15 protein-coding genes and 1 pseudogene are annotated in these 21,997 nt (G+C 43.7%); 3 read left to right on the forward strand and 13 right to left on the reverse strand.

Translation table 11 applies throughout. The features are described from left to right. Positions 1-3 precede the first annotated feature (3 nt). From AC6I8Y_RS15510 to AC6I8Y_RS15570, 13 genes and pseudogenes are all read right to left on the reverse strand, one after another. Entirely contained in the window at positions 4-2,322 is a 2,319-nt protein-coding gene (locus AC6I8Y_RS15510) for a polysaccharide pyruvyl transferase family protein (RefSeq protein ID WP_498020489.1), read from the reverse strand. Between the two features lie 41 nt (positions 2,323-2,363). Beyond that, complete coding sequence (locus AC6I8Y_RS15515) at positions 2,364-3,680, reverse strand: flippase (protein WP_498020490.1); 1,317 nt, start codon at positions 3,678-3,680, stop codon at positions 2,364-2,366. Positions 3,681-4,069: 389 nt separating this feature from the next. Beyond that, the gene (locus AC6I8Y_RS15520) at positions 4,070-5,032 is read right to left on the reverse strand and encodes a Wzz/FepE/Etk N-terminal domain-containing protein (protein WP_498020491.1); all 963 of its coding nucleotides are present in this window, start codon (positions 5,030-5,032) and stop codon (positions 4,070-4,072) included. A gap of 18 nt (positions 5,033-5,050) precedes the next feature. Beyond that, positions 5,051-7,753 (reverse strand): SLBB domain-containing protein, encoded by a 2,703-nt coding sequence (locus AC6I8Y_RS15525; RefSeq protein ID WP_498021530.1) that lies wholly within the window; start codon positions 7,751-7,753, stop codon positions 5,051-5,053. Between the two features lie 58 nt (positions 7,754-7,811). Continuing rightward, positions 7,812-8,291 (reverse strand): outer membrane beta-barrel protein, encoded by a 480-nt coding sequence (locus AC6I8Y_RS15530; RefSeq protein WP_498021532.1) that lies wholly within the window; start codon positions 8,289-8,291, stop codon positions 7,812-7,814. 599 nt (positions 8,292-8,890) lie between these two features. Then, positions 8,891-11,053 carry a polysaccharide biosynthesis tyrosine autokinase gene (locus AC6I8Y_RS15535; RefSeq protein WP_498020492.1) on the reverse strand — a complete coding sequence of 721 codons (2,163 nt, stop codon included), beginning with the start codon at positions 11,051-11,053 and terminating at the stop codon, positions 8,891-8,893. A 77-nt stretch (positions 11,054-11,130) separates the two neighbouring features. Further along, positions 11,131-11,571, reverse strand: coding sequence for an arsenate reductase/protein-tyrosine-phosphatase family protein (locus AC6I8Y_RS15540; RefSeq protein ID WP_498020493.1), 441 nt, complete (start codon positions 11,569-11,571; stop codon positions 11,131-11,133). A gap of 49 nt (positions 11,572-11,620) precedes the next feature. Continuing rightward, positions 11,621-12,736: a polysaccharide export protein gene (locus AC6I8Y_RS15545; protein ID WP_498020494.1), complete on the reverse strand. Its 1,116-nt coding sequence runs from the start codon at positions 12,734-12,736 to the stop codon at positions 11,621-11,623. A gap of 279 nt (positions 12,737-13,015) precedes the next feature. Further along, positions 13,016-15,212 (reverse strand): annotated as a pseudogene (locus AC6I8Y_RS15550) (YjbH domain-containing protein). Continuing rightward, positions 15,199-15,513 carry a capsule biosynthesis GfcC family protein gene (locus AC6I8Y_RS15555; RefSeq protein WP_498020495.1) on the reverse strand — a complete coding sequence of 105 codons (315 nt, stop codon included), beginning with the start codon at positions 15,511-15,513 and terminating at the stop codon, positions 15,199-15,201. Before AC6I8Y_RS15555 ends, AC6I8Y_RS15550 begins: the two are co-directional and overlap by 14 nt. Then, complete coding sequence (locus AC6I8Y_RS15560) at positions 15,443-15,964, reverse strand: capsule biosynthesis GfcC D2 domain-containing protein (protein WP_498020496.1); 522 nt, start codon at positions 15,962-15,964, stop codon at positions 15,443-15,445. The genes AC6I8Y_RS15555 and AC6I8Y_RS15560 overlap by 71 nt, the downstream gene beginning before the upstream one ends. Before the next feature lie 50 nt (positions 15,965-16,014). After that, positions 16,015-16,656, reverse strand: a complete 642-nt coding sequence (locus tag AC6I8Y_RS15565) for a YjbF family lipoprotein (RefSeq protein WP_498020497.1) — start codon at positions 16,654-16,656, stop codon at positions 16,015-16,017. A 130-nt stretch (positions 16,657-16,786) separates the two neighbouring features. After that, positions 16,787-17,011, reverse strand: a complete 225-nt coding sequence (locus AC6I8Y_RS15570) for a hypothetical protein (protein ID WP_394153167.1) — start codon at positions 17,009-17,011, stop codon at positions 16,787-16,789. A 253-nt stretch (positions 17,012-17,264) separates the two neighbouring features. Here AC6I8Y_RS15570 and rfaD point away from each other — a divergent pair, with 253 nt between their 5' ends. From rfaD to waaF, 3 genes are all read left to right on the forward strand, one after another. Next, a complete protein-coding gene (gene rfaD, locus AC6I8Y_RS15575; RefSeq protein WP_498020498.1) occupies positions 17,265-18,206 on the forward strand; it encodes an ADP-glyceromanno-heptose 6-epimerase in 942 nt (313 codons plus the stop codon). Between the two features lie 1,010 nt (positions 18,207-19,216). Next, positions 19,217-20,983, forward strand: coding sequence for a bifunctional glycosyltransferase family 4 protein/polysaccharide deacetylase (locus tag AC6I8Y_RS15580; protein WP_498020499.1), 1,767 nt, complete (start codon positions 19,217-19,219; stop codon positions 20,981-20,983). Continuing rightward, a complete protein-coding gene (gene waaF / locus AC6I8Y_RS15585; RefSeq protein WP_498020500.1) occupies positions 20,980-21,996 on the forward strand; it encodes a lipopolysaccharide heptosyltransferase II in 1,017 nt (338 codons plus the stop codon). Before AC6I8Y_RS15580 ends, waaF begins: the two co-directional genes overlap by 4 nt. Position 21,997: the final 1 nt, after the last annotated feature.

Here is a 21,997-nt window from a genome sequence, read left to right on the forward strand (position 1 = left end):
CATTTACCTCTTCAGTCTTTCAGACATCACATCGGTGAAAGTTAAGTTTTCTAGTAGTAGAGGGGCTTGATTATTTCCTTCAATAGCCTTGCATAGCTCGGAAACAATATCATTAGCAGACAAATTTTCCATTTGAAGGATAGGAGCCCTGAACTTAGCAGCTAATGAGCTTACTTTACCTTTACCAAGAGTATAATCTAATGCTACGGATGGTAGTCCTGTTGAAATTCCAAAGACTAGTGAATGGAATCGCATTGCTAACAGAGCGTCTGAATTACGAAATTCCTTGTAATATTCCTCCGGAGGAAGCTCCCTTCCCAGTAAGGAGTAGTCCATATTTCTTTCCAATTTCGCAGTACCTCTGAATAGTCTACGATAGAACCAGCGGTCGTCTGAGCCATAGTGATTAGTACACATAGGAAGTGGTTTAATAGTTATATCAGGATATTTTCCCACAACTATTTCTAGTGATTTAATAACTTCCCTTTCGTAGTTTTCTTTGATAGATAGTGATTTGCTAATTGGAAGGTGACGCGCATATTCTTTGTAAGGAAAGTCCCTTAGGCCTAACAGCAAAGTTTTAGGTTTATCAATTATACTATTTTTTGATAAATTTTGTGTTGCTAGCCAAGTAAATGCTGGGTCCTCAGAAACAATATCGTCAATTACATTGATGCCTAGGTGCTTTGCATGTTCTTTGGATTTAGCATCTCTATATATTCGAATGTCACTAAGATTTAGAATAGTTTCTATACTCTTATTTTGAGCATTATTCCCAAAAGGCCCAATGCCTGCCGCCGTGATAATTGTTTTGACATTGAAAGCTTTTGCTCTTTCAAATAGCGCTTGAATCGGTGCTAGATCATTAATAGACATTAATGGTCCTCCACCAAACGCTAATACATCAACCTTATCGATCAATTTTAATCCCTGGCTTGTACTTACAACACTAGTATTTCTAAATTCAGGCATTTGACGCTTTGTCATATCCGAAATATAGGTGTGTAAGCTAACAACAACAAACTTTGTGTTTTCACCATAAACGTTTCGAAATGCATGCATCACTCCACCTATTATAGCTTTATCACCTAAGGTTTCTGTGCCATACCAACCGCAAATCATCACCTTCTTTTCACTATTAAAGCTAATATTAGATTCATCACTTGACTGCCTGTGATACTCCAAAAGTTTGTTAAACTTATAATTAGCTCTATATCTATTTAACAAATTGAAGCCAGGAGTTACTCTAGCGATTGATTTAATTTTTAACTTATCAACGATCTTAGATAGAGTTTTTTTACGGTATATTGCTTTAGGAAGTAAACCAACATAATCATGATTGCAACTATCACAGTGTTTAGACCTAATTTCATCAAGGTGTTGCTTATTGCCAAAATAGACAGTTTCCAGATCACCTTTTGATATATCTGAAGTTAAGCTCTTACTCTTGATAGCACAATAGGCTAGTTCGCCTTTAGCTGTGATAGTGGCACCTCGATGTTGCCAATCACACCCTGCGGTTCTAGGCTCCGAATTTACTATTTGTTGAATTAGAGACCTATAGAAGTAATTCTGTTGAAAATTGGTCTCATAGTGTATTATGAGGTTCTCTAGAAACTCAATCAATTCATATTTTTCTTCAAAGGACAAAGAGTATGGTTCAAGTAAGTTCTCTGTATATAATCGTTGATGTGGTACTCCTAGCCTGTACTTTATATATATTTTTTGATCAATACAAAACTCTAAAAGGTCCGCTAAATAGAAAACGTTTTCTTTTATTATCGTACACCCGACTCTAAGGTTGTCTACCATTGTAGAATTCTTCACATGATTTAATACATGTTTAGCATTCTCGAAGTTTCCACTTCTTCCCCTAACTTTGTCATGAATTTCACCAAATCCGTCTAAAGAAACCATAACATCAAAACTTAGCTCTTTAGACTTTACGACATGACTAATACCATCTATCTGCTCTATAACTTTTTTATATTTATATGCGTTAGTAATTAAAGATACATGCTTTAACTTAGGGAGTTTATTGACTGCAACTCTAACTAATTCAATAAGGTCATCTCTTAAAGTTGGTTCCCCTCCATTGAATCCAATTGCTTCAACTTCAGAAAACAAATCATCACTTAACCCTAACTCAAGCTGACTTAATGTAATATCTTGACTTTTTTTATTTTCCCATATTCTACACATTTGACATTTTGAATTACAAATGTCATTAACAGGAAACTGGATAACTTTGGGTTTCTGAAAACTTGTATCTGGTCCAAAAATAAAATCTCTGGATACACCTAGTAGTTTATTTATTTTCATATAATAGCTTTGGTATTTTATAATGTTGGTAAATGACAAACTTACTTTATCTTGTGATTCTTATTTGCTATTTGATAAGAGAAACCAATCAGCTTCATTAGATATGTAGGTTTCACGGAGTTGAGTTTGTGATAGAAAAACGGCCTCATATATGACGATGTAACATCAAACCCCCAAAATGAAATAGCTAATGAAATCAAAGTAGCCCACGCTGCACCAATAACCCCATATTCAGGAATCAGAGCGAAATTCAAAAAAATATTCAACGTCAGCCCAACTATGTTTCTATATAAGTTATAACGTAGTTTTCCCTCAGTAGCTAAAACTGATCCTGAGCAAATACCCATGCTCATAAATAGTCCTGCCCATATATGTATATTAAGCACCGCGCTCGACTCTCGAAACTCTGGACCAAAAAGTAGAGTTATAACATAGTCCCCTACAAGCATCGCAAATAGAGCTACTGCAATACTTAGATATGACAGGAATGTGTAAATATATTGAACACCATCTTCATAAAACTCTTTGTTTTCATGCGACCACTTTATAACTAAGGGATATGAGGCACTTACAATTGCTGCAGGAATAAAGTACCATGCTTCACTAATTCTAATCGCTGCTGAGTATATCCCTACAGATTCTGACGTAGTCAACAGATTCAGCATTAACTGATCTAGTCTCATATACAGAATTGCACACAATCCAGCTAACATTTCAGGCCAAGACTCCTTCAATATCTTCATAGCAATTGGCTTAGAAAATAACCTAAAAGATAATGAAAACTGATATTTCTTTGATGCTAGATAGAGAACAAATGCGATAATTATATATTCTAGAATAATTGAGAACAGCAGCCAAATAAATTCAGAGTTTAGGTAAACCAACGTTATTTTCACTAAACTCGAAATTGTAAATGCGATGGTTTTTAGCTTGCTGATAGTTTTGAAATTTTGATAGGATTGATTAACCAGATCAAAAACATCGAAGGAAATAAAGAACAATGACGTTAACACTAATAGGTATTGGTTAACATCTGCATAATCAAAAAATAATGACACTAAAAATAGCAATGTTAGTATGATAAAAGTAGATATCTGCCTTAAATATATGCACGTAACAACATGGCTATTTACAACTGCTCTATTCTCTTTGTTCTTTGCAACTTCTCTGATTAATATTCTATTCATTCCCAATGAGTTAATTACGGTCAATACTACTATTGAAACTAAGAGAAGTGAATATTCTCCGAATAACGATACACCGAGATAACCTGCCAGATATGATGTAACAACCACCCCTAATATCAATCTAAACACCTTCTCCCCAATTAGCCAAAGGGAATTTTTAAACACTTTCACAATTTTTCCTATATAACAGTGCACCTCGAATCATTGTTTTTAATAATTGAATGCTTTTTCTGACTAGAAGATTCTTCGATGAAAAATACTACTCCACTGAGCGATTGACTTTAATACTTACTTATAAGTATTTATCAAACTTTTGTATTAGTCGAAATGATGACCTAAGAAAAACTTGAATAGTAACACGTGAACTTTGGCAACCATCTACGCTGCCCCCTACAATAGAAATCAATTTCATGAAATTTGAAATTCCTAGTTATTGATTATATCCAAGGATATGACTGCCCGATGCAGATATTAACTTGAATAGTAGCTAAGCTTAGCGCTAGGGGGCTATGTAAATTGAATAAAGAAAAATAGAACCTTTAGCCCAAAGTTCAGTTACTTCATTCTCCTTTTCTAAAGATGAAACTCATAAACACAATTACTACACTCAACACGACTCCAAGGAAAACACCAAGGACACAAATCAGTGCACGATTCGGTCCAGCTTTTAGTTCAGGTACAACAGCAGGATCCACCACCTTGAAAATGAACTCTTCCTGCACCTCCGCCAACATCAAGCTCTTAGTTTGCTCTTCTACAATTTGGTAAAAAGCACTTTGCATCTCTGCAACCGATGTTCTGTTGAGTTGCTTCGCAAGATAATCTAAGTTCTGAGTACTTTCTGCGATCACGCGCTCTCGCATTACTTTGTTGATGTCTTCTACCAACCAGGTTGTCCATTGCTGTGCTAGAAATGGAGAAACGTGCTCGATACTTACTGTGTATAGGTTACTGACCTTGTCCTGACTCACGCTGAACATGTCTTTTATGAACACTTCATAAACTTCTTGTGCTGTCGGTTCGGCACCTCGTAACCCTTTCGGTGCACGTAACCACTTACCCGAGCGAGCATCGTAAACATCTTCGTCTAAAATCAAGGTATTAGTTTTGGCATTCCAATCTTTCGCTGCCATTATTGGCACCAAAAGATCATGTTTTTGAATAAAATGCTCAACGAATTGACGAGAGTTCATAACCTGTATTGCTAGGTCTGTTTGACTGCTCTCACTACCACTTAAATTTACCCCTGCCAGTGCAGCCAACCCACCAAGTTGTCCTGCCATCTTGGCAAGCCCCCCTTGGCCCGAACTTTCTGCCGGAGCTAGTAACGTATCGGCCTTGTAGGTATTAGGTTGGCTTATTGCAAATAGTACAGCTCCAACAGCAAAAACAAATGTGGTAATTAAAATTATCCATCTACCTTTCCAAAGAGCTATAAATAGCTCTTTGAGGTCAATTTCATCTTCATGATTTTGTTGTGCGATCTTTGGTGGAAGTTGATTCGGGTAGTTATTCTGGCTCATACTTTCTACTCCAATCTATTACTTATTAATCGCGTTAACTGCTACACCAATTTGGTATAGAACTTGGGTAGCTGCAGTCCATGTGCTGAGCGCATCACGATAATCAGTATCGATAGGGACGACAATGGTATCACCTGGCATTAACGTTTCTTTGTTATTACCAAACCAATAGCCAGAATTTGGCTTATAGACCGAGCCATCTGCTCGCACTACAAAGATTCTGTCTTCATCAGCCTGCTTTTTGATGCCACCAGCTTTATTGAGGTAATCATCAACATCTAGATTATTATCAAGAAGGTAAGTAATTGATACCTGAACTTCACCCATAATCGAGATCGAATTGCGGAATGTTGGAACAAATAGAAAATCTCCGTCTTCCAACATAAAGTCTGCTGACTCATTTCCTCCGGTAATCTGATCCAGTTGAACTACCATGCGACCAAGCGCTTTGCTCTTGCTCGCTTCTTCTACAAACGCGAGGGTCTTCTCTGGGTCGGTAATCGTCGAACCAAGATTATTATCTACACGGAAGGTCTTTTTCGCCGTTTCTTTGCGAATATCTGCAGCGTATTGATTAAGTTGTTTCTCTTCTTGTAAACGAAGTGCTTCACGAGTAAATATCGCCCCCTGCGGATGAGCAAACTTCGTCAGTCCACCTGCACGTTCAATAAGCTCTCTCATGGTTTCGCCTTGACGCACACTGTAGGTTCCAGGGAAGCGTACTTCACCTCTAAGCGTCACAGTGCGACGTAGGTTTGCATAGGGTTGCTCGAGAACGTTTAGCCTATCGCGTGGACCTACTTGCACGTTTTCATTCACATCACCTAGCAGAGCATTACCAAGGTTGATGCGCGATACATCAAGCACAGATCGCTGCTCTTGGGCATCAAATACGTTTCTTGATAACTCAGCATTCATGATGAAGGCATCGGGAGTGAGACCACCCGCAGCTTCAACTAAGTCTTTTACTGTTGTTCCACTAGCAATTGGGTAGTTACCTGGGTGTTTCACCTCACCGCCTACTTCAGCAATAAGAGGAGGATGCCCGTAAACGGCTTGTTGACGAAGCTGCATCAAAATCGGTGCTAGTAGCGCTTGCCTGGTTGACTGCTTAACCTTATCAATCTGCTCTTGGTCGACTTCTTGACCTTGATAGATTAGCTTAATTTGCTGTTTGTCGACTTGCTGTAAGGCCATGTTGTGGGTTTGTTTTTCTTTTAGCTCTTCTTCAAAAGATTGTTGTCGAGCTTGCTCAAAGGTTTTTGCTGTCGATTCTTGCTCTGCTGGCTGTGTTAACGCTTCAAGTTCTTCTAAATTAAAGCGGTTAAAGACAAGAACACGATCACGAGAACTCAATAGAAGGTTATCTTTACTACTTGGATCCATGATAGCGTTTGCCAAGTCTACTTGGAAAACTCGGATATCTCTTTGAGGGTTAATTTCACGTACGACCAACGCATAGTGCACATCGGCAGTGGAATTGAACGCCGTATCTACACCTGAAAAGAGATGGGAAAGCTTGGTACCGCTTCGCCATTGGTAGTAGCCCGGATGAAGCACATCCCCTTCTACTTGTACAAAGTTTTTAAGCTCATCACTTCGCTTGCCAACGGTGACCTGATCACCATTTTTCGCTTTAGTATTCAAGCCAGAATTTTTATTCAATGCCAATGTTAGCACTTCGCGAATACCATTTTTTGCAGCACGTTTTACTTGCACTTGGTCTGCATAAGCATTTGCCGTCAAGCCCGCCGCCATATTTAAGATATGAGCATAACTTTCGCCAGGTTGAATCTCGTAAATAGCTGGACGGTTTACCTCACCATCGATCTCAATGGTGTTTTTAACAGGGCCGATAAAGACAACATCACCCGGCATCAAACGAACGTCGTTACGTGTATCGCCTTTTAGCAACATATCGTACATATCAAGTCGACGAATCAGCTTACCGTTTCGCTTTAACTGGATATCACGCAGTGCGCCACTTTCACTAAAGCCGCCACTGTAGTAAATGGCTTGTGAAATGGTCGTCAAACCACTCACGGTATAAGCCCCCGGCTTATAAGCGTCACCCATGACAAAAATCTGCATCGTGCGCAGTTCACCCATGGTCACATCACTGCGAACACCAATCATCTGCTCACGAACACGTTGTTGTAGCGACTCTCGAACATTCGAGAAGCTCATTCCAGCGACTTGCACCGGACCGAGCGTTGGAAAGTTAATGACGCCCTCACGGTTTACACGCAAACGGTGTGTTTGGTTCTCTTTACCAAACAGTTGAATCACTATCTCGTCGCCAGGGCCCACTTGATATTCAGCAGGAACCGGTACATCGCTAATAGGCGCAAAGGTAGAAGGCGATGCTGCGAATAACTCGATACCGAAGCGCTTTAGTTCCGTTTCTCCATCTTTTGCGTTTTCCTGCGCCTTTGAAGAAGCAGTGGTTGATGGATTCGCAGCTTCATTCGTTACACGAGGATTCATTACCTGAGGATTTTGAAACTGCTCGGTCGTCCCTGTTGATGTTGGTAGGGTCACGCCATATTGCGCAGCTAGAGCTTGCTGCTGACTGGCAGGCAGGCTTTTAAACATCTCCATCTGTTGGGGTGTTGGCGTTTGTGCTAACGTCGGACTGCTGAACAATAGTGCAATACTGAGGCTCGTCAGCACTCGGGTTGCTCTCGACTTAAACGTTTGCTTTTTTGATGTAGGCTGCATTGTTTGTTTATTCTTCATTTCTTAACGATTCCTGTATTCGTTCTCATTCATTCGCTATTTAAAAGCGATATTGAAAGCCGAGACTTAACCCGTTTAAACGAGCTTCATCACTATTGAGATTGTTAAGAAATTCAAAGGTCACAGCCGTTTCACTGCTTAACGCATAGTGCATACCAAGACCAAAACTTGCCCCACCTTGCGTGCTCGAGCCCACATATTGCTGATCTATGGTGACTGACGAGTAACCCAGCAAACCGTACATGGAAAGCTGATTAGTCACAGGAACGTTACCTTTAAGCAATGCAGAGGCTAAGCTATCCACATTTAGCCCGTTAGAGCGCTGTATAGAGGTGCCGAATCGGCCCTCAACAGCAAAATAATCGTTAAAGAAATAGCCAAGCTGAGCTTGAAGTATAAGTGGTGATGCATCGACCGAAGCAGTTTCCGCTGAGTGCTGATATTCGGCACCAGCATAAGTAAATGCTGCACCTGCGTACAGGTTGGCAAAGGCAAGTGGTGAGCACAGGGACGTGCTCATAATTGCCGCAGCCAATGAAAATTTGGTTCTTTGATTCAAAGTGAAATTCCCTAAGCTCGGGTGTGTCCAATTCGTGGAAGGATTCGCTTAGAGCAAACGCGCAGAAAAACTCGAAAGGAAGTTCTCGAAAGGAAGTTCTCGAAAGGAAGTTAAAGAAGGAATGTTACGCGGGAGAGAGAACGGAGAGATTGTCCGCTAATCATTTTGTCTGTCTGACATGCAGACCACAACAGTCATGAATTTATGCAGTACCTTAGCCGCAGCTGCGCATACAACCTAGCCTTCCTTATAGAGTGCTTTTCTATTTGTGCACTTTTCCTTTTGTTTTCTTTTGTGGCACGCTACCGCCCTTTGGTAGTGCGTCAACCACATTGCGCATTTGCCAGCTTTGCTCTGTGCCTTACTATCTTACAGACGATTAAGCCTTCGTCTGTGTCATTTCCATGACAAAAATGTAACGCTGTGTCGGGTTAAAAAAAATGACACAGCGCTTTATTATCCATATTCGATATAGCTGAGCAAGGGAGTTTTCTCGCTTTATAGAGCTTTATGGATTCGAGTCATGTTTTGGCTATTTCGTCACCTATTCGCCAGCTTAACTAGTGGCTTTCATAGGAATACTGGTAATAACCGTAACTGTTCGACGCCTTTTTCTCGATAGCATTGAGAATAACACCCTTCACTTCAATGCCAGCTTTTTTGAATCTATCGTTGGCGACTTCTATCTCTTTAACGGTATTTTGACCAAACCTTGTCACCATCAAGGTCGTGCCCGCTTGTGCGCCGACAATACTTGGATCTGTTACCGCTAGGACTGGTGGCGTATCGACGAGGACTAAATCGTAATTTGAACTGGCCCAATCAAGTAGGTCTCTGAGGCGTTGATGCATCAGCAACTCTGACGGATTAGGCGGAATCATGCCGCGAGTGATCACATCCAAACCGTCAATACCACTCGGTTTCAACGCTTGTTCTGTTGTGTATTTGCCCGCGAGCACGTCAGACAAACCACAATCCCATTTTAAGTTAAAGCTTCGTTGTAAATAGCCTTTGCGCATATCGGCATCAATAAGTAGCACTTTTTGACCAGCTACTGCAGCAACTGCAGCAAAGTTGGTGGCTACAAACGATTTGCCTACACCAGGTGCGGGGCCAGAGATCATGACAATGTTGTTCTTTGCTTCTAGCATGGCAAAGTGCAAGCTAGTTCTTAAGCCGCGTAGCGCTTCAATAGAAAGGTCAGCTGGGTTAACTTTAGCAAGTAGCCCAGTATTAACGCTCTTGTTTTTTCTCGTCAATCCCGTTCTGCCAGCACCAGCAAAACTTAACTGCATTTCAGATTTCGGTACACTGGTGTATACCGGTACACCAAGGGCTTCTATCTCTTCTGGGCTAGTGACGCCTTGATGAAATGCCGCTTTAACTAATACAAAGGCGACGCTTGCCATACCGCCAAGTAAGGTAGCGAGTACAACAATTAATGACTTCTTCGGTTTTACTGGGTGGGCGTACACTTGGGCGGTATCCAGAATGCGCACATTCCCCACTGCACTCGCCTTCATAATGTTCAACTCTTGAACTTTATTCAGTAGCTGAACATAAATCTGCTGATTCACTTCCACATCGCGAGTCATTCGTAGGACTTCGCGCTGCGTTTTCGGTAACTTTTGGATCTGTCGATTTAAACGCTCACGCTCCTGGAGCAAAGTATCGCGTTTATCGAGCAGGGACTTATAAGATGGGTGATCTTTAGTAAAGCGCTGACTGATATCACTCTCTTTAAAGGTAAGCTCATTGAGCTGAGCCTCAAGGTCAACAATAACTTTAAGTGCTGATTGCGCCTCAAGTCCCAAGTCTACCGACTCATTTTGTTGTCTAAAACGATTGAGTTTATCTTCCGATTCATTCAGCGTGGCTTTAATCTGAGGCAAGTTATTTTGCAAGAAGGTTAGACTTTTTTCCGCTTCCGCTGATTGACGTGCTACGTTCTGCAGAAAGTAGTTCATGCTTATGTCATCAAGGATTGCCTTGATTTGTTGTTTGTCTTCACCCTCAAACGCGAGCTGTAAGATGCCCGTTTGCTTACTTCTTTCGCTAATAGTTAGCGTTTGTTGCAGCCATTGGATTGATTCCAGTCTAGAACGCTTAGATAGCGTAAACTCATCACCACTGACCGCTTTTAGGCTTCGAACAAACAATCTCCAATCGTCTTTTTCCGCTAGCTCGCCGACAAAACCAGAAATCAACTTTTTACCATCGCCATTTAGTAAGCGGTACTCTCCCGAGTCAGCACTAACAACCTCAAGGGTAAACGCTTCAGACTCTAAATAATTCGGCACGTCAAAACGTGCCACATCTATGTAAGTCTGCTCGCCGCTTAAACGGCTTAATCCTTTGCCGATGATTGGCATTTCTTTAGGGGCTGCGATAGTCGTTAGGTTTAGTTTATCGACAGTTTCACCCAACACCATTCTTGATTTTATAATCTCGATTTCAGTTGTTGCTGATGACTCTTGAGTAAATAGGTCACCTAGTCCTTCGTTAATAAGGCTAGATACACCTGAATTCTTGCTCTCAACTTGAATCAGTGCATCTGCTTTATAGATAGGCGTTGCTAGTAACGCATACATCACACCAACCACTGCAAACAGAAACGTAATGGTGATGATGAACCATTTCGCCTCAAGCAATAGGTTGAACAAACGACCTAAGTCGATTTCATCGGCGGTGTTACTACTGTATTTTTGAGATTCTGTTTGCATGTTTTTATTAACTAGGCAGCGAAAGTATAAATTAAATCTAAGGGCAACAAGGTTATTTTAGTGAAGCAAAAAAGGCGCTAGAGCCGTTTTGACCATTGGCTAGCGGACTGCTCTATAAGCTTGAACACGTGGTCAAACGCTTCTTGGCTTTGGCGATATGGATCTGGGATTTCTTGTTGACTTTCCCATTGACCAAATAGCATGGTTTTACCTCTTGCTGCAGGCGCAATATCACATACGGCGTCAATGTGCCCTTTTTCCATCACCAGAATAAGGTCGTTGTCACGACACATCTCAGCAGTAAGCTGTCTAGCGCTGTGGTTTGACACATCTAGCTGGTAGCGACTAGCAGTATCAATTGCCATAGTGTCAGCAGTCTTGCCCACTAAACGGCTTTTTTCTGCAGCAATACCAGCCGACGTAACCTTTTTTGTTGGCACTAACTTTTGCAGAGCTCGCTCTGCTGTGGGTGATCGACAAATATTACCGACACATACAACCAAAATATTGTTGAACATAATTACACTCTTAATGTCATTTCGTTAGCAAGTGACTTCATATTAGGCTCTAGTTACCCCAAGCTCTGTATGAATTACCCGCATCGGCAATGTTCTTAATACCAGTAAGCGTAGGAAGAAGCTGAGTCATTAAGCGATTCCAACGAGAGATAGGCTGCGCTGTTACGTAAACCACGTCATAAGGCTGCAGACTAAACTCGGTTCCAATCACCAAGGCGGTAGCATCTTTGATATTGAGTTGATAGATGTCGGCAACTTGGTCCGCTTTGGCAGAGTTACGAATGACAAATACACCAGATGCATCGGCCGCGACTTCTTTAATACCGCCTACCGAACTGAGTGCCTCAGTCAGACTCATGCCTGCACGATCAATTTTGAGCATTTGTGGTGTAGATACCTCACCAAGTACGAATACCTTTTGATCGTCATTTCGAGGGACATGCACAATATCCCCAGGTTTAAGAAGCAGATTCTGGGTTAAATCACCGCGCTGCATCAGCGCATAGAGAGAAAGCGTTTGCTCTTCCCCATTTCTGGTCAGCGTCACATTACGCCAATCGGCATCATCCGCTAAACCACCAGCACGATTGATAGCATCAAGAAGCGTAAGAGGGATATTGGTAATCGGTTGCTGCCCAGGATTTTGCACTTCACCCGTTACATAGGTTTTCTGTGAGCGAAAAGCGGCAATATTTACGTCCACTTGTGGGCTTTCAATAAACTTAGAAAGTCGTTTGGCAATATCGACTCGGATCTCAGTAACGCTTTTTCCGACGACATGCACCTTACCGATATAAGGATAAAAAATAGTGCCATCGGCATGAACCCAGTTACCGGCCTCTTCTGAGCTTCGGTAAGAGCCAGCGGGAATCGTCAGCTCTGGGTGATCCCAAATCGTAATGTTGAGCACATCACCCACACCTACTCGATACTCATATTTAGCAATCGCTAAGTCGAGCGCTGGGTTAGCGGTGGCCTGCGGTGTTTGTTGTTTGAATTGGACGACTTTTTCTGCCGTAAGCGGGTAGATAGAAACTTGCTGTTCTAAATTGGTATCTTGGGACTCTTTTGTGGTTTTATCACTGGTCGGTAAATGGCTTCCCGGCAAGCTGCACCCAACTAAAAGCAATAACGCTAGCATGCCTGCAATATTATTCTTGTTCATTCCCGATCGTCCCACCACAAGAGCTCACCATTTTTCACCACCCATGCTACCGCCATTGCATAGTTACACTTGAAAGCAATTAGTGGAATAGCACACAAAAGCAGTAAAACAAACTGAATTAAAACCAGCTGCGTAATATACCGATATTTTCATTAATTCACATGAAAACATGAGGTTGATTCGAATTCAGAAACATTTAACTTATGCATTTGTGACCAAAATCACTAAATGCATAAGTTAAAATGATGGAATAATCAGTAAATTAGACTAGCTCTCATATCATTCTACGCGACTCGGTCGTTGCAACCATGGGGAACGAGCATCCGTAACACTGAACAGCTCATACTTTCTACCCAGCATTTGACCACCATCTCGGGTGATAGGCTGCCAGTTAAAGTTAGCTCTGTTGGCACTCGGTTTGACTGTCATGATGTCGAATGGAATCGAGACATAAAAGCCCTTGGTAAAGCTGCCTTCACCAAACTCTTCTGAACTTAGATTAGTAAAGCTTGCGTATGCGCCTGCAATCACACCGCTCTTAAATTGCTTAGAGAAGTCTACCCTGGTACCTACATCTCCCGCCAAGAATTGACCCACACCGACTTTAAGTAGTGTGTTGTCGATGAATGACCATTGCGGCATGTAATAGCCGGTCAAAAAGCCTGTTGTACCTTTGACCACTGCTTTGAATGGACGCCCAAATTCTGGGATATTTTGCTGCTCCTCATCAAACAGACCAAAGGCACTTCTTGGGTCACGCTGTGTGACAAGGTTGATATCAGCACTGATTGCCCAGTTTTTATTGAGAGGACGGTAAAGCAGTTCACCACCAGCACCCGCAAACATGGTTTCTAGGTAGCCACCATAGACCTGACCGTAGAAGCCATTCCCGAACTCTTGGAAGTAAGTCGCTTGAAGGTTTTTCACCCACAATGTGTTGTCGGAAACATACGCCCTAAACAAGGTTCTCACTCGCGGTACGTCTGTTCCATCTGGTGGCACTATGTAGTTAAACTTATCGTAGTTATCAATGACATTTAGGTGCACCGTACCCGATAGGTTTAGATTTTTTGTCGCCCACGCTTCTGCGGTGCCATCAATACCGATTTCATAGAGATAGAAGTTTTCGGCTGAACCGATGGACTGTGCAAGCGTCGGTCTAAATGAGTAATCAAAACGTTCAAATCCATCGTACTCGGTGGACGCTGGTTGCTTGTCATTGACTTCGCCCTCAACCATGGCATCGGTTATATCGCGGCCTATAGGTTGATTAATAGCAATTTGCTTAAACGCTTCTGCATCAACATTGGTCTCGGTTTGCGGCTGATTAAAGTTGGTTTCTACTATCTTATAGGAGGTAATTTCCTGAGGAAGATGATTTGCTAAGACACGAGCGGCGCGATCGCGAGCCTCTTCTCTGTCTCGATATTTTGTCTGTTTACCGATAATGGTGACGGATGATCCGTTGCGCTCAATAGCAACATCGTCATAGCCTGCGTTGAGACTTAGCTCACCCGCTATTTTATCCCAGTCTATTTGTGTACTTGCATCTTCAGACACTGTTGGACGAAGTTCTGTTTTTGGTTCATCTAACCAATACGATTTTGTATCGTTAAAGTTGGTGCGAAGGGTAATACCAACGGCAACGGCGTTGCCTCTTTGGTAGCTAGCGCGGATATCCCCCCAGTCACCTACTCGATATAAAGCGCCCACATTCCATGGTGTGGATGGTGTCATGTCAACACCCGCTCTAACAACCGGAAAATCTTGTGAGTAATCGTTAGAGTCATATTCAAGTTTAAATCGGAGTGGCTGCCACGGTGTTTGGTATTCAATGCCACCGAAAAGCGCAGCGGGTCCTTTGAACCAGCGGTCGTAATCAACCATGCCACCACTCCCTCTATAGTCAGAGGGCCGAGTGCAGTAACCATCACTTATTTTACAAAAAGGGTTAGTGATACTATTTCGTGTGCCGAGATACCCCCCATCCCATCCCTAAAGTGACATCTAGGTTACCGAAACGTTTGGTGGCTGCAATAAACTCCGCATCGAATAAACCTGTACCGCCAAAATCCCTCAGACCGATGGACGTTTCAGGTAGGTAGTCACCTTCTTCTAACAGTCGAAACTTTAGGTCTATACCTTTATCAGTGTATTTGGTGTCATTACTGAAACCTGGATCATTACTGTAAAGCAAGTCCTGAACGAGTGTGTATCGAATCGTGGTTTCAAACCAAGGCATTAACTGAAGGCTTATGTTGTACTTGTGGTAATGCTCACTCCAGTCGCCATTGAGACTGAACTCCCCTTCTGCCGCCATACGCCCAGTGGGCATTTGCATTAAGCCAACACCACCAAAGTCTGATTGAGATGGGGTTAGTGTCGCTGGTTCAAATACATTTGCGTTTACGCTAGCTGTTAAAGCTGTTGTGATTGCAACTGCTAGCAATGAAGGCGCGGTTTTATTGTTGTTCATTATTTTTCACCTTATGGCGCAGCAGTTGTACGATGTCTTGATTGATCGAGCTAAATTCTGATGGCAGTGATTTGAATGGCACGTAGACGATTGCACCTGGGGCAATAAAGTGGGGCTGAAAATTCCATATTCCATAATGGGCTTCTACCACTTTTCCATCAGGCTGAATCACCCAAGCTGTGCTTGGGCTAGCCGAGTCTAGTCTGATCTCACCTATCGATCTAAAGTAATCAGCTAAGAACCATTGAGCGCGCTGAGGTACAGACTCTTGTTTTTTTGACTGCGCCCATAAAGATGACACTGTCGTTTCTAGGACCTATGTTGAGTTGATAGTTACCGGATAAAAGAGGGTTTCCTTCTCGCTGTGATTGCACGACATCGTAGTCGAGGGAGGTGAATTCTCGGTACAGAAACTGTGATTCTTGTATTTGCTTTAAAAGGTGTTCGGTGCCTAGATCTGGGTCTTGCTGCTGTAATGTATTAAGTTGAGAAGATATTTGCTTAACTTGCGATTCTATTAATGCTGTTTTTTCAGGTGAGAACAGCTGTGCTTGTAGCGACTCTAGCGGCATATTAGTTAGCAGCGCTTGTGCATGAGTATCTTTTAATACGGTTTCTAAACGGGCGGCTTGAGGGTAATCGAGTCGAACCGATTGCTCGGCAAGCACTACCGATAGCTCGGTGCTAAACGCGTAAAAAGGGCAAGCAAGTAGAAGAGCAAAACTGTGCTTTTTAAGCCATCCGTGCAACATTATCATTCCTTATTGAGTCTAAAAGCTAATAAGACTCATACACCTAGCGGTTACATTGAGGGTTGTTTTAATACTGTGAATTCAATTTTGGTCATCTGCGGACCAAGATACTCGATAGACTTCACCATTCTTCCTGAAGACTGGCTTTGCCAATACTGGTTCGTGAACACATGGTCAATAGCATCGAAACGAACTCGCTCGGTATATTTTTGTGTTTGGTAGCGATTGAGTGGTGTCTCGATCACTTCTTCTGTACCTTGCGTGCGTGTGACTGTACCTACGTAGCCATAACGGTAGTCAGGCATCCAATCGTATTGGGTGGTCCAAGATGAGTCAGTGGTTTGCTTGTGTGTCGCACCTTGAAGGTTGTCACCATACAGACCTATGGTTTTGACCAGTCGCCCACTTTCGAAGATAAACATGGCGCGGTCAGAGGACATCCACTTGTATTGCATTTCACCGGTTGCGGGATTTTTCTCAGCAAACGCGAGCACCACAAAAATCTGAGCACCATCGTTAATGCGTGCGTAGGCACTGGCATAAGGTAAGCTTTCTATCTGCTCCGCTGTCATCACTATATCGTCAGCGCCTAAGAATGCTTCTGACAATGTGGCATTAACGTCTTGAAAGCGCTGCGAACATCCAGCAAGAATAAGCACGGAACACGCTAAGAGAGTGGATTTAAACTTCAATACAACATCCCACTAAATAGGTAGGGCTAACAAGCCCATAGAAATTTCGATTGAGCTTTCAGAGGATAAACACGAAAACAAAACTCCCAATACAGTATTTCACGTAAAGGGAGTTTTGTTTAAATCACGATTACTGCTGTGCGCTTACAGTTGTCGTTGTTGCTGCGCTATCTTCAGAAGAAGCTACTGCTACAACTGCTACTGCTCCTGCAACACCGACAGCAACACCGCCACTAACTGCTGCACCTGCGCCTGCACCGCCTGCTGCGCCACCTGCTGCGCCGCCTTCAGCTTCTGCAAATGCTGGGCTAGCCATACCTGCTGCAATCGCCATGATCAATGCGATCTTTTTCATGGTTATATCCTTTTCTCAATTATCGATAATTCAATGCACTCAGTTGAGCACACTGACTTTCAATGTTAGTCCATTGTATAAAGCCTTGTAAACGAGATTATTTTTACACTTTACTGACAAAAGATATTTTTTGAGCGACTCGTCACAAAGTGTTACAAGAGTTGGCAAGGTTCGGCTGCCTAGGAACTCCTTTGAACCCCTTAGTAAATCTTATATACTTCAAGTCATTATCCCACTCAAATTGGAACATTTTATGATCATTGTAACTGGTGGTGCTGGCATGATTGGCAGCAATATTATCAAGGCGCTTAATGAGGCTGGCTTGAATGATATTCTGGTGGTAGACAACCTTAAAAATGGACGTAAGTTCAAAAACTTAGTTGACCTTGATATCACAGATTACATGGACCGTGATGACTTCTTAACGCAGATCATGGCTGGTGATGACTTTGGACCAATTGAGGCGATATTCCACGAAGGCGCGTGCTCGGCAACGACGGAGTGGGATGGCAAGTATGTGATGCTCAATAACTATGAGTATTCTAAAGAGTTACTTCATTACTGTTTGGATCGTGAGATTCCGTTCTTGTACGCTTCTTCAGCGGCGACTTATGGTGTGACGACGGTATTTAAGGAAGAGCGTGAGTATGAAGGTGCACTTAATGTGTACGGCTATTCTAAGCAGCAATTTGATAACTATGTGCGCCGCCTATGGGCAGATGCAGAAGCACATGGTGAGAAACTGTCGCAGGTGACGGGTTTCCGTTACTTCAATGTGTATGGTCCTCGTGAGCAGCATAAAGGTAGCATGGCGTCGGTTGCGTTTCATTTGAACAATCAGATGAATGCGGGTGAGAATCCTAAGTTGTTTGAAGGCAGCGGCCAGTTTAAGCGTGACTTTGTTTACGTTGGTGATGTAGCGAAAGTGAACCTGTGGTTTATGGAGAATGGTGTTTCGGGCATCTATAACTGTGGTACCGGTAATGCTGAAACGTTTGAGGCGATTGCTCAGGCGGCGATTAAGCATCATGGTAAGGGTGAGATTGAGAATATTCCGTTCCCTGATCATTTGAAGGGTGCTTACCAGGAATTTACTCAGGCGGATTTGACGAACTTGCGTGCTGCAGGTTGTGATGTTGAGTTTAAGGCGGTTGCTGAGGGTGTGGCTGAGTATTTGGCGATTGTGAATAAGTAAGGTTGCTGAGGTCGTCATTTGAGTGGCGTTAAACTGCAGAGTCGTCAAACGTATAGCGCCGTCATTCCTGCGTAGGCAGGAATCTTGTTGAAGGCTTGGTACGCGCTGATGGTAGATCCCTGCCTGCGCAGGGATGACGAAACAATTGGGTAACGAAGGCGTTCTAGCCACGTATAACCTGCAGCGTCGTCATTCCTGTGGAGACAGGAATCTTGGTTGAGGCTTGGTGCGCGTTGATGGTAGATCCCTGCCTGCGCAGGGATGACGTAAAGGTTGGGAAGTGCAATCCCGCTATGTTCGTCATTTAGGTGACGCTAAACATACAGCGTCGTCATTCCACTGGCCGTGCGCCTGTGAAGACAGGAATCTTGGTTGAGGCTTGGTGCGCGCTGGTGGTAGATCCCTGCCTGCGCAGGGATGACGAAACAATTGGGTAACGAAGGCTTTCTAGCCACGTATAACCTGCAGCGTCGTCATTCCTGTGGAGACAGGAATCTTGGTTGAGGCTTGGTGCGCGCTGGTGGTAGATCCCTGCCTGCGCAGGGATGACGATATTGGTGAGTGCCGGTGTTGACGGGTGGCAATAAACGCTCAGCGCTGTCATTCCTGTGAAGACAGGAATCTTGGTTGAGGCTTGGTGCACGCTGGTGGTAGATCCCTGCCTGCGCAGGGATGACGATATTGGTGAGTGCCGGTGTTGACGGGTGGCAATAAACGCTCAGCGCCGTCATTCCTGTGAAGACAGGAATCTTGGTTGAGGCTTGGTGCGCGCTGGTGGTAGATCCCTGCCTGCGCAGGGATGACGTCAAATTTGGGAAACGCAATGCTATTAGGTTCGTCATTCCTGTGTAGACAGGAATCTTGGTTGAAGGCTTGGTGCGCGCTGATGGTAGATCCCTGCCTGCGTAGGCGCGCGGCTAGCGGGATGACGATAATAGCGGAGTGTCGTCAAACGCAGCATCGTCATTTAAGTGACGATATAAAAGAGAACAATCTAAAAGAGTTTATTAATGAACATTCTTATGGCCCTGTCCCAGCTCGAAGTGACTGGGGCTGAGGTTTACGCTACTACGGTAGGTAATGAACTGACGGCTCGGGGTCATAATGTGTTTTATGTCTCTGATACCCTGACTAAGCCTCACGACGGTGAGTTTTTTTCGCTGCGGTTTAATAAGCGCAGTGTGCCTCGTCGTTTTTGGCATGTGGGGTATTTGGTTTATTTGATTAAAAAGCACAATATCCAACTGGTGCATGCTCACTCTCGAGCATCGAGTTGGAGTTGTCATGTGGCGTGTAAAATTACTGGCACGCCAATGGTGACCACGGTGCATGGTCGCCAACCTGCTCATGCCTCGCGTAAGAAATTCCATGCGATGGGCGATAAAGCGCTTCCAGTGTGTGAAGCCATTCGAGACCAACTGCACAACGAGCTCGATGTTCCATTAGAGCAAATGGAAGTCAGCCGCAATGGTATAGAAACCGATCGCTTCCAGAAAACTGCGGCTCCTAATAATTCCAAACCGGTTGTGACTATTGTTGGTCGTTTAACAGGGCCCAAGGGTGACTTGTGTTATCGCTTGCTCAGTGAATGTTTGGATGCGACTAAATATGATATTCGCGTCGTCACTGGCTCTGAAATGACCGAGCGATTTGAGCAGTTCACCTCAACGGTTAACTTTGTTGGCTACACCAATGATGTGCCGAAAATGCTCAGTGAAGCCGATCTTGTCATTGGCGCTGGTCGTGTGGCGATGGAATCTTTGCTATGCGGCAGACCGACGTTAGCCGTAGGCGAAGCAAGCTGTGTGGGCATTGTGGATGAAACCAATGTCGCTGAGGCGATGGCGTGTAACTTTGGTGATATCGGCGCTAAAGAGATGAATATCGACTTCTCCACTATTGCAGCATTGGTGGAGAAAGGCTTGAGCACGCCTCATTGCAGTGATGCCACCAGCCAGGTGATTCGTGATAACTACACGTTGACCAACATCGTCGATCAGGTTGAGCGCGTGTACCAAGATATCTATGTGGAAAAGCTTAGACGCGAAATGCCAGTGATTATGTATCACCGCTTTATCGATAACGATGAAGATAAGAACGTCTTTGCGCCCTACATCCATATCGATATGTTCGATAAGCACTTAGCTATGCTCAAAAAACAAGGCTTTGAAACCTTAACGTTTGAAGATCTTGCTGATGGTCGTACGATTCGACGTCTAGAGCCAGGCAAACGCTATATCATGATTACTGTCGATGATGGCTATGTTGATAACCTTGAACTCATGCTGCCTGTACTGAAAAAATACGGGTTTAAGGCAACGGTGTATGTGGTGACGGGGGAAACCTTTAACCGCTGGGATGTTGAGACTGAGCAGAAAGAACGTGAGCTGGATATAATGAATGCCGAGCAGGTTCGTGAGCTATCGGATTCTGGGTATGTTGAAATTGGTGGTCATACCCTGACTCACCCAAGACTGAGCACACTCTCTGCTGATCAACAAGCGCATGAGATCGCAACCAATAAGCGAGAGCTTGAAGCCATTATTGGTAAGCCGCTGGTGTCATTCGCCTACCCTTATGGCGATCATAATGATGATTCGAAAAAGCTCGCTGAGTCTCTGGGTTATACCTATGCGGTGGCGACTGACTCAGGTCCGTTAAAATTTCATGAAGATCGCTTCCAGATCAGGCGCATCGCGATTTTCCCTAAGACTGACGCCTTTGGTTTATGGCGCAAAGTGCGTGGCAACTATCTGTTCAAAAAGGTAAAACAGTGAAGATTTTAGTTATCGGTCCTTCTTGGGTTGGCGACATGGTCATGTCCCAAAGCCTTTATAAAGCGCTCAAGAAGAAGCACCCTACTGCCACCATCGATGTACTGGCACCCGCTTGGTGTGAGCCGATTTTGGCGCGCATGCCAGAGGTGAATCGATCAATAGAGATGCCGATTGGGCATGGTGCGTTTGACCTTAAAGGTCGCTGGAAGATAGGTCGAGGTCTTAAGTCTGAGGGGTATACCCATGCGTATGTGCTACCGAACTCTGCAAAGTCGGCATTGATTCCTCTGTTTGCAAGAATTCCTAACCGCATCGGTTGGAAAGGTGAGTCTCGCTACGGCATGCTGACCGATCTGCGCCCAAATAAACGCGTGTTCCAATACTATGTGGAGCGTTTTGTGGCTTTGGCGTCTTCTAAGCAAGATATGTTGAACGAAGTCTCGTTATCAAATTGCCCTAAACCATCGCTATCTGTTGACGCTCAAACCCAACAACACGCGTTTGATAAGTTGGGTTTAAACCAGAGCCGTACCGTGATTGGAATGTGTCCTGGCGCTGAATTCGGACCGGCGAAGCGCTGGCCAGATGCCTATTATGCTGCCGTCGCCCAATACGCTATTGAGCAAGGCAAGCAGGTGTGGCTGTTTGGTTCTGCAAAAGACAGAGAAGTCACCAAAAAAATTCGTAATGCCCTTGCTCCAGAGCTAGCGCAGCACTGCCATAATCTCGCCGGCAACACATCACTTATAGAGGCTGTGGATCTGCTGGCTGCCTGCGATACGGTTATCAGCAATGACTCCGGTTTAATGCACGTGTCTGCCGCCGTTGGCTGTAAGATCGTCGCCGTTTATGGGTCAAGCTCTCCGGATTACACGCCACCTTTGAGTGATAATGTACAGATCGTCAATACTGATATAGAGTGTCGCCCATGTTTTAAGCGTGAATGTCCTTTAGGTCATTTGAATTGCCTTAAGCAACTTGAACCAGAACAGGTTATCGCGCGCTTGAAGTAGG

This window comes from Vibrio sp. KUL78 (assembly GCF_059725505.1).